Here is a 13,523-nt window from a genome sequence, read left to right on the forward strand (position 1 = left end):
ATGGGCGGTGTTGCTGCAAATGGCGATGCCCGGCATCGCCATTTGTGCGTTTTCAGCGGCCGGCCGATTCAGGCCGGCGGGTTGGACAGCTGGGCGCGCACCCGCTCCAGATCCTCGCGCGTGTCCACGCCAGGGCCGGGTGCATGGGGTGTGACATGGACGGCGATGCGGTGGCCGTGCCACAGCGCACGCAACTGCTCCAGGGCCTCCAGTGCCTCGGTGGGTGCCTGGGAAAGCTGGGGGAAGCTGCGCAGGAAGCCGGCGCGATAGCTGTAGATGCCGATGTGGCGCAGCGGTGCGAAGCCGGGGTGGCCCAACGCTGCCGATGCCGTCTCCCACCATGCCTGGTCCGCATGCTCGCGCGCCAAGGGAATGGGCGCACGGCTGAAATAGTGGGCCATGCCCTGGGCATCGCAGACGACCTTGACCACGTTCGGGTTGACGAAGTCGGCAAGGCTGTCAATGGCATGCGCCGCCGTTCCCATGCTGGCCGAAGGTTGCCGGGGCAGCAGGGCGGCCACGGCGTCGATGAGTTCGGGGGCGATCAGCGGCTCGTCGCCCTGGACATTGACCACGATGTCATCGCCATCGAGATCCAGCAGCGCGCAGGCCTCGGCCAGTCGGTCGCTGCCGCTGGCATGGTCGTTGCGCGTGAGCACGGCCGCCACGCCATGCGCGGTACAGGCGGCGAGGATGCTTTCGTCATCAGCTGCGACCACGCACCGTGCGGCGCCGCTGCGGCTGGCGCGCTGTGCCACGCGCACGACCATGGGAAGCCCTGCAATGTCGGCCAGGGGCTTGCCCGGCAGGCGGCTGGAAGACAGGCGGGCGGGAATCAGAACCGTGAAGGGCGCGGAGGACATGGTGCGTGCAGGAGTGAGGCGAAGGCGTGGGGCGGCGCAGATGATGGGAAAAATCAGTCCTCGATCTCGTCGTCGTCCAGCGTGCGGGCCTCGGTTTCCAGCAGCACGGGAATGCCGTCGCGCACCGGGTAGGCCAGGCGCGCGCTGCGCGAGACCAGTTCCTGGTGCTCGCGGTCAAAGCGCAGCGGGCCTTTGGTAACGGGGCAGACCAGCAGTTCGAGAAGTTTGGCGTCCATGGCGGATCCTGTGTTTTGAAGGGAAAGGGCGGGCCGTGGCAGCCAGCCGAGACGGAGATGATAGTCAGGCGGGGCAGGGGCGCAGTGCCTGCAGCCGCTCATCCAGCAGCGCCCAGAAATCCGCCGGCAGCTGCAATTGCAGCGCAACCGCCCAGGCCTGGGGATGGGTGCGCCACAGCTTGACGGCATCTTTTTCGGTGCAGACCAGCGGGTCTTCGTTGCGCCCCAGGCGCTGGAAGCTCTCAAAATTATAGTGATCCGGCAGCGCCTGGACATGCTCCAGCGTCAGGCCTTGCTCGCGGGTCAGCATGGAGAAAAAGCCTTCGGGCCGGGCCACTGCCGCCACGGCCTCCACGGGCTGCGCACGCAGGGCGGACAGTGCGATGCGCTCGCCTTGGGCATTGACGGCTTCGCTGGACAGCTGGCGCCGCATGGCAAACGCGGGGGCGTCGGTGTCGGGGGCTGCGCCTGCATGCAGCACGGCGGTGACGGGGCGCGGCCAGGGCTCGCGCAGCGGGCCGGCCGGCAGCAGCCAGCCGTTGCCGATGCCGTCGTCATTGAAGACGCACAGCTCGATGTCGCGGGCCAGGGCCAGGTGCTGCAGGCCGTCGTCGCTGATGACCACATCCACCTGCGGATGGCGGGCGCGCAGGGCCTGGACGGCCTCGATGCGCTTGCGGGCCACGAAGACCGGCACGCCGCTGGCACGAGCCAGCAGCGCGGGCTCGTCACCCACGTCGGCGGGGGCGCTGTCAGGACGGGCCTCGCGGCAGTCGTCCGTGCTGCGGCCATAGCCGCGCGAGACGATGCCGGGACTCCAGCCGCCATCGCGCAGATGGCGGGCCAGGGCGAGCGTGACGGGGGTCTTTCCGGCGCCGCCCGCAATCACGTTGCCGACGACGATGACCGGAATGCCGGCCTGACCCCCACGCCTGAAACCCAGTGCATAAGGCAGCCGATGCAGGCCCAGCAGGGCGCGGTACAGCAGGGACAGGGGAAGGAGCGCGCAGGCCAGCGGACCGCGGCGGCGCCAGGCCGCGCGAAGCCCCCGGGCTGAGGGCGCAGGACCAGTCCGGGGCATGGCGGCTTGCCTTCAGCGCCCGGCGCTGGCCGAGGTCTGCGTGGCGAAGGTGATCTGGGACAGTCCGGCGCGGCGCGAGGCTTCCATCACCGATACTACGGACTGGTGCGGCGCAGTGGCATCGGCGCTGATGATGACCACACTGTCCTTGCCGGCGACGGCCGCTGCGGCCAGCGCCTGGGTCAGGCCGGTGACGCTGCGGTCTTCCACGGCGGTCTTGTTGATGGCATAGCGGCCATCGGCTGCGATGGCGACGATGATTTCGCGGGGCCGGTCGCGCTGCTGCTCGACGTCGGCCACCGGAAGGGTCAGCTGCAGCTCGGTGAACTTGCTGTAGGTGGTGGACAGCATCAGAAAGATCAGCACCACCAGCAGCACGTCGATGAACGGGATCAGGTTGATCTCGGGTTCGTCACGGCGGCGGGGACGGAAGTTCATGTCAGGTCTCTCGCGTGCTGGTTCACTTGCCGCCGACGCGGGTGAGGTGGCGCACGAACTGTTCGGAAGCCAGCTCCATGCCCAGCAGGTAGCCGTCGACGCGGGCGCGGAAGTAGCGCCAGAAGATCAGGGCCGGAATGGCGACGATCAGGCCGAAGGCCGTGTTGTACAGGGCGATGGAGATGCCGGCCGCCAGCTGGGCGGGGTTGCTGCCGCCGGTGGCCGATGCGCCGCCTTGCGAGCCGAAGATCTCGATCATGCCGATCACCGTGCCCAGCAGGCCCAGCAAAGGGGCGGCAGAGGCGATGGTGGCCAGCGCGCTCAGGTGTTTTTCCAGCGTGTGGGCGGCGGCGCGGCCGGCGCCTTCCATGGACGCGCGCAGCTCTTCCTCGCTGCTGTCCGGATGGGCCTGCAGTGCGCGCAGCCCGCTGGCCAGGACCTCGCCCAGCGTGGAGTTCTGTGCCAGTTGCTGCACGACTTCCTGACTGGGCAGGCCGCGCGAGGACACGGAAATCGCCTCGCCCAACAGGGCAGGCGGCGCAACACGGGCTGTTTTCAGCGCCACGAAGCGTTCAAAGACCAGGGCCAGAGCCAGGATGGAGCAGGCAATCAGTGGCCAGATCGGCCAGCCTGCGGCTTGTATGATCGACAGCAAGTTGTTTTCCCCCCGCGTTTAACTGCAGCCGACGATTATGGCCCAGCCATGTGGCCGGTCCAGGCGTCCCGGCTGCGCGATCGGCCTAAAACTGTGACCGGGCGCAGCATCCAGGCAACGGGCGGTGTCCCGGTTTCCGGCCTCGGGCTTGCTCATATAGCACAATTTTCTGTGGATAACTTTGTTATCAAGCTGCCTGCGCAGATGCGGCGGCGACGGCGAATGATCACTGTGACAAATGTGAATTCTTTGTTTCAGTAAAAAATCTCTTATTAATCAAATGCTTGCGAGGTATTCTTGAGATTGCTTGTGCAAATCATCGCCAAAGTGCCTCTTCAAGGCTGCATCTGCCGGCCTGTGGAGAATGTTGCACTGCATGCTGACCGGGAGCCCGCATGAGCGGTGCATTTGGCGCAATGAATCCAGCAGCGGCGCCGCTGGTCTGGGAAGTCGGCGCGCTGTGCCGCGCCGTGAGCGATGCCTTGCAGGCGCGCTTCAATCCGGTGGCGGTGCGCGGCGAGATCAGCGGCTTCTCGCGCGCGGCCAGCGGCCATTGCTACTTCAGCATCAAGGACGCCGGCGGGCAGATCCGCTGCGCCATGTTCCGGCGCGCGGCCCAGCTCATGGACTTTTCGCCGCGCGATGGCGAGCTGGTCGAGTTGCGGGGCCGGCTGGGTGTCTACGAGCAGCGCGGTGATCTGCAACTGGTCGTCGAAAGCATGCAGCGTGCAGGCCAGGGCGCACTGTTCGAGCAGTTCCTGCGGCTGAAGGCGCAGCTGGAGGCCGAAGGCCTCTTCGATGCGGCGCGCAAGCGCAGCCTGCCGCCGCTGCCGCGCGGCATTGGCGTGGTGACTTCGCCGGGGGCTGCCGCGCTGCACGACGTGATCACCGCGCTGCGCCGCCGCGTGCCCCACATCCCCGTGGTGCTGGTGCCGGCCCTGGTGCAGGGCGCGCAGGCACCGGCCTCGCTGATCGACGCGCTGCAAAGGCTTTATGGGCTGGCGCAGGAAGGCGCGGGATCGGTGGCCGGCGCGCCGCACATCGACACCATCTTGCTGGTGCGCGGCGGCGGCTCCATCGAAGACCTCTGGGCCTTCAATGACGAGCGCCTGGCCCGCACCATCGTGCAAAGCCCGGTGCCGCTGATCAGCGGCGTGGGGCACGAGACCGACTTCACCATTGCCGACTTCTGCGCCGACCTGCGCGCGCCCACGCCCACGGCGGCAGCAGAGTTGGTGAGCCAGCCGCGCGAAGTCTGGCTGGGTGCGCTGCAGCTCATGCAGGGCCGGCTGGAGGACGGGGTGCAACGGCTGCTGGACCGCCAGCAGCAGCGCCTTGACCTGGCGTCGCAGCGCCTGGGCCGGCCCAGCGAACAGCTGGCGCGCAGCCGGCTGCAGCTCAGCCGCCAGGCGCAGCGCCTGCGCCATGCCATGCAGTTGAGGCTGCAGCGCATGGACCATGCGGGGCAGGGCCTGCAGGCGCAGCTGCCTGCCGGCATGCGCCGCGGCCTGGACAGGCGCGCGGATCACCTGGCGCGCATGGAGCTTCGCCTGCAACTGCTGGACCCGCGCCTGGTGCTGCAGCGAGGCTATGCCCTGCTCACCGATGCCGAGGGCCATCCCGTGACCGAGGCGCGCCGTGCGCCACCGGGCACGGCGCTGCAGGCGCAACTGGCGGACGGCAGCCTGGACCTGGTGGTGACGCAGCCGCGCCTGCTCTGAACTGCGGCCCGCTGTGTGCAGCGTTCGGCGTGCAGGGAGTGGCGGGCGGCAGGCGGTATCCGTGTAGGCCGATTGGCCGGATTGCGGTCAATTCACATCCACCCTCGCGGCAGCGGGCCAAGATGGCCGATTTGGAGCGCGCTTTCGCCGCAGGGTCACGAACTTGTTCCTACAATGCCCGTTCGGGTGCGTGAGGGCCAGGGCTCGCAGCAATGCGCGCAATGCAGGCCCCGCGCGACGGTCACGGCAGGCGCTGCAGGCGCTCTGCGCAACAGGTGCTGGCCCGTCCTAAAAGATTTCAACCACGAAGGAAACACCATGGAACATACCTTGCCCCCTCTGCCCTATGCGATTGACGCGCTGGCGCCCCACTACAGCCAGGAAACGCTGGAGTACCACCATGGCAAGCACCACAACGCCTATGTGGTGAACCTGAACAATCTGCAAAAGGGCACCGAATTCGAAAGCATGACCCTGGAAGAGATCGTCAAGAAGTCTTCCGGCGGCATCTACAACAACGCAGCCCAGATCTGGAACCACACCTTCTTCTGGAACTGCATGGCCCCCAACGGTGGCGGCGAGCCCACCGGCGCCCTGGCTGACGCCATCAACAAAAAGTGGGGCAGCTATGCCGCCTTCAAGGAAGCCTTCGTGAAGTCGGCCGTGGGCAACTTCGGCTCCGGCTGGACCTGGCTGGTGAAGAAGGCCGATGGCTCGGTGGACATCGTCAACACCGGCGCCGCCGGCACGCCCCTGACCACGCAAGACAAGGCCCTGCTGACCGTGGACGTCTGGGAACACGCCTACTACATCGACTACCGCAACCTGCGTCCCAAGTTCGTCGAGACCTTCCTCGACAAGCTGGTGAACTGGAAGTTTGCCGAGCAGAACTTCGCCTGATCGAAGCACCTGCCAGCAATGTGCACGCGCAACGTGCACGCAGCGCCCAAAAAGCCCCGACAGGGGCTTTTTGGCTTTCTGGCTGAGGCCGGGGTGCCGCCGTTCAGCGGCGCTGACCGCGCAGCCGCCACCCCGTCCACAGCGCCGTGCACACCAGCAGCAGCGTGGCGCCGGCGATCACGGCGCTGAAACCCTGGCCGAAGGCCGTGCGTGCCAGTTCGGTCAACTGGTGCGCGGCCTGAGGCCTCAGCTGTTCGGCGGCCAGCAGGGCTTCGTCCAGGCTGTCGCGCACGGAATCGGGCAGGGCCAGGCCCAGCCCCTCAGGCAGGCGCAAAGAGCCTGCGTACACGGCCGACAGCAGGCTGCCCATCAGCGTCACGCCCAGGGCGCCGCCCAGCTCGTATGACACCTCCTCGACCGAAGCCGCCATGCCTGCACGGTCTGCGGGAGCGCTTTGCATGATGGTGCTCGACGCCGTGGTCATAGCCGCGCCTATGCCCAGGCCCAGCAGGGCCAGCGCCCCCGCCTGCGGCCACCAGCCCATGTCATGGACCAGCAGGTAGCCGCCCATGCCCAGGCCCGACAGCAACAGGGAGGCCGGCAGCATGCGGGCCCCACCCAGTCGCGGCAGCCAGTGGCCTGCGACGGGGCCGGCCACAAAGGCGGCCAGCGGCAGCGGCAGCACGGCCAGGCCCGCCTGCAGCGGAGACAGGCCCTGCACCAACTGCAGGCGCTGGCTGAAGACCAGTTCCATGCCGATCAGCGCTGCCGCAGCCACCAGGGCCGAGGCCACGGCCGTGGCAAACGCCGGGTTGCGGAACAGCGCGAAGTCCAGCAGCGGGTCGCTGCTGCGCCGCTGGCGCCGCACGAACAGGGCAAGAAAGCCCAGGCCCAGCACCAGGGTCACGGCGGCCAGGACCCAGTCGGGCGATTGCTTGCCAGCCTCCTTGATCGCGTAGGTGCTTGCCACCAGGCCTGCCATGACCTGCAGCGAGCCCACAAAGTCCCAGGGCCGCTGCGAGGTGGCGCCGCCTGCGGGAATCAGCCACCAGGCCAGGGGCAGGGCCAGCAGCACGATGGGCACGTTGATCAGGAACACCGAGCCCCACCAGAAATACTCCAGCAGCAGCCCGCCCACCACGGGACCGAAGGCCGCACCGCCCGATGCCACCGAGGCCCAGATGCCGATGGCCAGCGCGCGCTCGCGCTCATCGGCAAAGCTCAGGCGGATCAGGGACAGCGTGGCCGGCATCATCATGGCCGCGCCCACGCCCAGCAGCGCGCGCGCCGCAATCAGCAGGGCGGGCGAGGGCGCAAAGGCCGCGCACAGCGATGCCAGGCCGAACACGCACAGCCCGGCCATGAACAGCCGCTTGTGGCCGAGCCTGTCGCCCAGCGTGCCCATGCCCAGCAGCAGGCCGGAAACCACCAGGGCATAGATATTGACGATCCACAGCTTGGCGGAGGCCGTGGCCGCCAGGTCATGCGTGAGGCGCGGCAGTGCCGTGTAGAGCACCGTCATGTCGATGACGATGAGCAGCAGCGCCACCGAGACGATGGCCAGCACCAGCCAGCGGCGCGGGTCGGCCGCCAGAGATTTGGAGGGATGCCCCGCAGCGGGGACCCGGGTTTGCGTCGTGAACGCCATAAAGCACCTGTTTGCCCCTGGCCTTGTGGGCCGGAGCTTCCTTTGGATGAAAGCGGCAGTTTCCATCAATAAAATGCTTTATCAAAGTTTGATTCAATCCATAAAATTGATGAATGGAATGGACACTGGACAGACTGAGGCATTTCGTGGCGGTGGCCGAGGCCGGCACCATGACCGAGGCTGCGCGCCGCCTGGGCCGTGCGCAGTCGGCCGTGAGCACGGCCATCGGCCTGCTGGAGGCCGATCTGGGGCTGGAGCTGTTCGACCGTGTGGGACGCCATGTGCGGCTCACGGCCGCAGGCGAGGTCATGCTGCTGGAGGCCCGGTCCCTGCTGCACCAGGCCCAGGCCATGGACCACCGCGCACGCGCCCTGGCCGCAGGCGGGCAGGCGCGCCTGGCCGTTGCGCTGGACGAGGCATTGCCCTATGTGCCGCTGGCCCAGCTGTTCAAGGAGCTGGCGGCACGCTTCCCGGCCATGGAGCTGACCGTGCTGAACGGCACGGCCTCCGAAGTGGCCGAGCATGTGGCGGCGCAGCGTGCCCAGGTCGCCTTCCAGTTCGACCGAGCGCCTGCGCCGGCCACCTGTGCCCAGCGCCATATCGGCAGCGTGCCGCAGACCATTTGCGTGGCCAAGGGCCATGTGCTCGATGGCACGGCGGCCCTCACGCGCAGGCAACTGGCCGCGCACCGCCAGTTGCTGATGCACATCGAGGGCGTGGAGGACACCGTGCTCAGTCCCGCCGTCTGGCGCTCCAACAGCTTCTATGTGATTGCCGACATGGTGGCCGACGGCCTGGGCTGGGCCATCCTGCCGGTCAATATTGCCGAGTTCGGCGATCTGCGCCCGCATCTGCGGCAACGCGCCTGCGAGGGGCTGGCGCTGCCGCCGCTGACCGTGCGCATGCTCTGGCTGGAAGGGCTGGCGCCCGGGGCCGAAGCGCTGTGGATGCGCCAGCGCCTGGCCGAGCTGCTGGCCTTGATGGCCACGGCCTGAGCGGCCTGAGCAGTCTGGGCTGGCGCGGGCGTTGGGGCCGTGTTCAGGTGCAGGCAGCGGCTGCGTCTTCGGCGGGCTGGCTCTCTTTCGCTCGTGCCTGGCGTGCGGCCAGCACGCCCAGGGCCCACATGGCGACACCGGCCAGCAGCGCCACCACGAAGGAAATGCGTGCGCCCCACAGGTCGGTGGCCCAGCCTGCGGCGGCCGCGCCCAGGGCCACGCCCATGGCAATGCCGGTCAGCAGCCAGGTCATGCCCTCCGTCAGGCGCTGGGGCGGCACCTGCTGCTCCACCAGGCCCATGGCCACAGTGATGGTCGGGCCGAAGGTAATGCCGGCCAGCAGCACGGCCAGGGTCAGCGTGAACACATTGGTGGCCAGCAGCAGGGGCACGGCCGTGATGCAGACCGAGGCGCCCACCCAGGCGATCTGGCGGTGCAGCGGCGCCTTCAGGCGCAGCGTGCCGAACACCAGTCCCATCACGCAGGAGCCCAACGCATAGAACGAGAGCACGATGCTGGCCGCCGCCGGCTGGCCCTGCTGCGTGGCAAAGGCCACGCTGGCCACGTCGATGGTGCCCACGATGATGCCCTGGGCCAGCATGAACAGCGCCAGCGTGCGCACCACGGGATGGCGGGCCAGCGATTGCTGGCGCGTGCGCCGCTGCGATGTGTCCACGGGTGGCTCTGTACGGCGCTGGGCCACGAACAGCGCCACGCCCACCAGCAGCAGCAAGGAGGCGGCCAGCGGCCCGGCCTCGGGGAACAGCGCCATGCTCAGGCCGACCGACAGGGGCGGGCCGACGATGAAGCAGACATCGTCCAGCACGGCCTCCAGCGCATAGGCCGTCTGCAGTTGTGGCGTGCCGCGCAGCAGCACGGTCCAGCGCGCACGCACCATGGCCGGCATGCTGGGCAGGGCACCCACCAGCGCTGCCAGCACCAGCAGCAGCCACTCCGGTCCCTGCCAATGCGCGCACGCCAGCAGCGCAAACATGGCGGCAGCACTCACGGCCGCCGCCCAGGGCAGGACCTTGCGCTGGCCATGGCGGTCCACCAGGGCCGAGATGCGGGGCGCCAGCACCGCGATGGACAGCGCAAAGCAGGCAGCGACCGCGCCGGCCAGCGTGTAGGCGCCGCGCTGCTGGGACAGCATGGTGATCAGGCCGATACCCGTCATGGAAAGGGGCAGGCGGGCCAGGAGACCGGCCAGCACAAAGGCGGCCGTGCCGGGCCGGGAGAACAGCTGGCGGTAGGCGTGGAACATGGAAACCTCGGAAGACGGACAGGCCGCTGCAATCACATACGCGGCGTATGTCAGCGATTCTACGGGTTGCCCATGACGCGCCGTATCATTGGCATACGTTTTGTATGTGAATGGAGTGCGCCATGCGCAAAAGCCGGGCCAGCATGATCGAGGAGACACGCGCCAAGCTCATCGAGGCTGCGCGCGAGGCCTTTGGCAGCCAGGGCTATGCCCAGGCCTCCATGGACGAACTGACGGCCAAGGCCGGCCTGACGCGCGGCGCGCTGTACCACCATTTCGGTGGCAAGCCGGGCCTGCTGGCCGCCGTGGTGGCGCAGATGGATGCCGAGATGGACGCACGCCTTGAGCAGGTGCTGGCCGACCATGCAGATCCCTGGGAGGGGTTCCTGGCCTACTGCCGTGCCTACCTGGCCATGGCGCAGGAGGGCGAGATACGCCGCATCGTGCTGCAGGATGCGCGCGCCGTGCTGACGGGCACGGACCAGGGCGAGCAGCACCGTGCCTGCATCGCCTTCGTGGCCGGCTACCTGGAGCAGCTCATGGAGCGCGGCGTGATCGTGCGTGCCAATCCGCTGGCCATGTCGCGCCTGCTCAATGGCTGCCTGGTGGAGTCGGCATTCTGGATTGCCGAGGAAGGGGCGCCCCCCGAACGCCTGCAGCAGGCGCTGCAGGCGCTGGAGCTGACGCTCAAGGGGTGGAAGGCGCCTGCGAGGGGCTGAGCGCCCTCGCTCGTGCTTCACTCGTACTTCTTTTCCAGCGCATCCCAGAACGGCTTGTTGACCAGGCGCTGGCGCTCGGCAAAGGGGGCGACCACGGCGGGATTCTCGTCCACCCTGCGCTCGTTGCGCAGTTGGCCCAGCGCCTTTTGCATGCCGGCCACGGCGCCTTGCAGCGCGGCATTGGCATACAGCACCAGGCCATAGCCCAGGTCTGCCAGCTCGCCCGCGTCGGTGATGGGCGTCTTGCCTCCGATCACCATGTTCATCAGCTGCGGCGTGGACAGGCGCCGGGGCAGGGCGCGGATTTCTTCGGCCTGGGTCACGGCCTCCACGAAGAGGATGTCGGCTCCCGCCTCGGCAAAGCGCTGGGCGCGCTCGACGGCAGCCTCGAAGCCCTGCGTGGCGCAGGCATCGGTGCGCGCCATGATCAGCGTGCCCTGGTCGCGGCGCGCGTCCACGGCGGCCTTGATCTTGCCCAGCATTTCCTCGGTGGAAATCACTTCCTTGCCATTGAAATGGCCGCAGCGCTTGGGGCTGATCTGGTCCTCGATCTGGATGCAGTCGGCGCCCGCGCGCTCCAGCGTGCGCACGGCGTGGTAGGTGTTGAGCGCGTTGCCGAAGCCGGTGTCGGCATCGACGATCAGCGGCAGATCCACGGCGTCGCGGATGCGGGCCGTGTGGTCGGCGATGTCGGTCAGGCCCATGAAGGCCTGGTCGGGCAGGCCGAACCACATATTGGTCACGCCGGCGCCGGTCACATAGATGGCCTCGAAGCCGAGATCGGCCACGACGCGCGCGGACAGTGCGTTGAATGCGCCGGGCACGAGCACGCCGCGGCGTGCTTCGGCCAGGGCCTTGAGTTGTTGCTTGGTGTTCATGGAGGGTTCTGTCGGATGGGAAAAAGCGATGCGCGTGCTGGCGCTCAGTCCAGCGTGATGTTGGCGTTCTTGATCACCGGGCCCCACTTGGCGCGTTCGGCCTCGATGAACTTGCCGTAGGCCTGGGGTGTGCCGCCCATGACCATGCCGCCCGTGTTCTCGATCATGGCGCGCACCTCCGCGTCCTTGAGGGCCTCGTTCACGGCCTTGTTCAGGCGCTCGATCACGGCCGGCGGCGTGCTGGCCGGTGCAATCATGCCCAGCCAGTTGTACGACTCGAAGCCCTTGATGCCCGCCTCATCCAGCGTGGGCACGCTGGGCAGCACCTTCAGTCGCTGCTTGCTGGACACGGCCAGCGCCTTGACCTTGTCGCCCTGGATGGCGGGCAAGGCCGCATAGCCCATCTCGAACATGAAGGCCAGGTGCCCGCCCATCAGGTCGGTGGCTGCCAGCGCGCCGCCCTTGTAGGGCACATGGACCATGTCCGTGCGCGTCTGGAAGGCCAGCAGCTCGCCCGACAGGTGGTGGGCGCCGCCCACGCCCGACGATCCATAGGTCAGCGTGCCCGGCTTGGCCTTGGCTGCAGCCACCAGCTCGGCCACGGTCTTGAACGGCTGGTTGGGCGCCGTGGTCAGGATCAGAGGCGCCTCTTCGATCAGGATGATGGGCTGCAGGTCGCGTGCGGCGTTGTAGGGCAGCTTTTTCATCAGCATGGGATTGGTCACCAGCGGGCCTGGCGAGCCGAAGCCGAAGGTATGGCCGTCCGTGGCCTTGGCAATGGCATCCGTGCCCGTCACGCCGCCCGCGCCGCCGCGGTTGTCGATCACGATGGGCTGGCCCAGGCTCTGGCCTATCTTGTCGGCGATCTTTCGGGCCCGCGTATCGGCAAAGCCGCCAGCCGCATAGGGCACGATGAGCTTGATGGGGCGCGAGGGCCAGGCATCTGCGCCCTGGGCCACGGCGGTGGCGGGGGCGGCGAGCAGGGCGGCAGCGGTGGCGATGGCGCTGAGGGCCAGGCCCATGCCCAGGCGGAGGGTGTTGCGGCGGGTATTCATGGTGTCTTGTCTCGGTTGGGATCGGTGGTGATGGCGCAAGCGGTTCACTTTTCCTGCATGTTCGCGGCCTTGACGATCTCGCCCAGGCGCTTGCGTTCGGCGTCTGTGAACTTCACGAACTCGGCGCGCGTGCCGCCGATGGGCTCGATGCCCAGGCCCTTGAGCTTTTCCACCGTGGCCGGCTCCTTCATGGCCTTGTCCACGGCGGCGGCCAGCTTGTCCAGGATGGCGGGCGGCGTCCCCTTGGGCGCATGGATGCCGGCCCAGTGCGCGATCTGCAGCTCGGCAAAGCCCTGCTCCACGGCGGTGGACAGCTGCGGATAGGCCGAGATGCGCTGCGTCCAGGTGGTGGCCAGGGCCTTGAACTTGCCTTCGTTGAGGATGTGGGGCAGGGCGATGATGCTGGCCTCCGACGTGCCCTCCACCTGCCCGCCCAGCACGGCCGTCGTGCTCTCCGACCCGCTCTTGTAGGGCACGGGCTGCAGCTGGGCGCCGTACTTCACGTTCAGCATCTCGGCCACGAAATGCGGCGTGCTGCCCGTGCCGGCCGTGGCGAAATTGAAGCCCTGGCCCTTCTTCGATGCCTCGACGAAATCGCGCAGGTTCTGGTAGGGCGCGTTCTTGGGAACCACGATCACGGACGGCGCCAGGCCGATCATGGCCACCGGAACCAGCGCATCGTCCTTGAACGGCATGGTCTTCTTGATCATGCTGTTGGAGATCACGCCAGCCGCGCTCACCAGCAGGGTGTAGCCGTCGGGCTGGGCCTTGGCCACGATGTCGGCGCCCACCGTGCCTCCCGCACCCGCGCGGTTGTCGACCACCACGGGCTGGCCCAGGATCCTGGACGCGCCTTCGGCAGCCGATCGTGCCATCAGGTCATTGGCGCCGCCTGCCGAGAACGGCACCACCAGGCGAATGGGGCGGGTGGGCCAGGCATCGGCGGCGCCGGCAGCCCGTGCAGCGACGGAGCAGGTCACGCCGGCCAGCGGCAGCGCGGCGGCAAGCAGGGTGGCCAGGGCGGTGCGGCGGGGCAGGCGGGATGGCTGGTTCATGGGGTCTCCTGGAAA

14 protein-coding genes are annotated in these 13,523 nt (G+C 68.2%); 4 read left to right on the forward strand and 10 right to left on the reverse strand.

What is annotated here, in order from left to right:
* Positions 1-68: 68 nt before the first annotated feature.
* The 5 genes from kdsB to ACF8NF_RS17380 form a co-directional block, all read right to left on the reverse strand.
* Positions 69-863, reverse strand: coding sequence for a 3-deoxy-manno-octulosonate cytidylyltransferase (gene kdsB / locus ACF8NF_RS17360; protein WP_016445899.1), 795 nt, complete (start codon positions 861-863; stop codon positions 69-71).
* Between the two features lie 53 nt (positions 864-916).
* Positions 917-1,099: a Trm112 family protein gene (locus ACF8NF_RS17365; protein ID WP_016445900.1), complete on the reverse strand. Its 183-nt coding sequence runs from the start codon at positions 1,097-1,099 to the stop codon at positions 917-919.
* Positions 1,100-1,163: 64 nt separating this feature from the next.
* Positions 1,164-2,180, reverse strand: coding sequence for a tetraacyldisaccharide 4'-kinase (gene lpxK / locus ACF8NF_RS17370; protein ID WP_392450969.1), 1,017 nt, complete (start codon positions 2,178-2,180; stop codon positions 1,164-1,166).
* Between the two features lie 12 nt (positions 2,181-2,192).
* On the reverse strand, positions 2,193-2,618 hold the full coding sequence (locus ACF8NF_RS17375) for a biopolymer transporter ExbD (protein ID WP_012205405.1): 426 nt from the start codon (positions 2,616-2,618) through the stop codon (positions 2,193-2,195).
* Positions 2,619-2,640: 22 nt separating this feature from the next.
* A complete protein-coding gene (locus ACF8NF_RS17380; protein WP_016445902.1) occupies positions 2,641-3,273 on the reverse strand; it encodes a MotA/TolQ/ExbB proton channel family protein in 633 nt (210 codons plus the stop codon).
* 395 nt (positions 3,274-3,668) lie between these two features.
* Here ACF8NF_RS17380 and xseA point away from each other — a divergent pair, with 395 nt between their 5' ends.
* Positions 3,669-4,994 (forward strand): exodeoxyribonuclease VII large subunit, encoded by a 1,326-nt coding sequence (xseA, locus tag ACF8NF_RS17385; protein WP_047327748.1) that lies wholly within the window; start codon positions 3,669-3,671, stop codon positions 4,992-4,994.
* A 318-nt stretch (positions 4,995-5,312) separates the two neighbouring features.
* Positions 5,313-5,894 (forward strand): superoxide dismutase, encoded by a 582-nt coding sequence (locus ACF8NF_RS17390; RefSeq protein ID WP_016445904.1) that lies wholly within the window; start codon positions 5,313-5,315, stop codon positions 5,892-5,894.
* A 103-nt stretch (positions 5,895-5,997) separates the two neighbouring features.
* Here the strand turns inward: ACF8NF_RS17390 and ACF8NF_RS17395 are convergent, their stop codons facing one another.
* Positions 5,998-7,542 (reverse strand): MFS transporter, encoded by a 1,545-nt coding sequence (locus tag ACF8NF_RS17395; protein WP_017405017.1) that lies wholly within the window; start codon positions 7,540-7,542, stop codon positions 5,998-6,000.
* A gap of 113 nt (positions 7,543-7,655) precedes the next feature.
* Between ACF8NF_RS17395 and ACF8NF_RS17400 the strand changes: the two genes are divergently transcribed.
* Positions 7,656-8,537: a LysR family transcriptional regulator gene (locus ACF8NF_RS17400; protein ID WP_374005262.1), complete on the forward strand. Its 882-nt coding sequence runs from the start codon at positions 7,656-7,658 to the stop codon at positions 8,535-8,537.
* Between the two features lie 43 nt (positions 8,538-8,580).
* Here the strand turns inward: ACF8NF_RS17400 and ACF8NF_RS17405 are convergent, their stop codons facing one another.
* Entirely contained in the window at positions 8,581-9,801 is a 1,221-nt protein-coding gene (locus ACF8NF_RS17405; RefSeq protein WP_374005261.1) for an MFS transporter, read from the reverse strand.
* Between the two features lie 122 nt (positions 9,802-9,923).
* Between ACF8NF_RS17405 and ACF8NF_RS17410 the strand changes: the two genes are divergently transcribed.
* Entirely contained in the window at positions 9,924-10,520 is a 597-nt protein-coding gene (locus ACF8NF_RS17410; protein ID WP_026062285.1) for a TetR/AcrR family transcriptional regulator, read from the forward strand.
* 17 nt (positions 10,521-10,537) lie between these two features.
* Here the strand turns inward: ACF8NF_RS17410 and ACF8NF_RS17415 are convergent, their stop codons facing one another.
* Genes ACF8NF_RS17415 through ACF8NF_RS17425 form a run of 3 tightly spaced genes read right to left on the reverse strand, consistent with a single transcriptional unit; the run spans position 10,538 to position 13,508 of the window.
* Positions 10,538-11,398 carry an oxaloacetate decarboxylase gene (locus ACF8NF_RS17415; protein WP_017405020.1) on the reverse strand — a complete coding sequence of 287 codons (861 nt, stop codon included), beginning with the start codon at positions 11,396-11,398 and terminating at the stop codon, positions 10,538-10,540.
* A 44-nt stretch (positions 11,399-11,442) separates the two neighbouring features.
* Entirely contained in the window at positions 11,443-12,453 is a 1,011-nt protein-coding gene (locus ACF8NF_RS17420) for a Bug family tripartite tricarboxylate transporter substrate binding protein (RefSeq protein WP_374005259.1), read from the reverse strand.
* A gap of 44 nt (positions 12,454-12,497) precedes the next feature.
* Positions 12,498-13,508, reverse strand: a complete 1,011-nt coding sequence (locus ACF8NF_RS17425) for a tripartite tricarboxylate transporter substrate binding protein (RefSeq protein WP_017405022.1) — start codon at positions 13,506-13,508, stop codon at positions 12,498-12,500.
* Positions 13,509-13,523: the final 15 nt, after the last annotated feature.

This window comes from Delftia sp. WSY_22, assembly GCF_043104185.1.
In the GTDB taxonomy this organism is placed as follows: domain Bacteria; phylum Pseudomonadota; class Gammaproteobacteria; order Burkholderiales; family Burkholderiaceae_C; genus Comamonas; species Comamonas tsuruhatensis.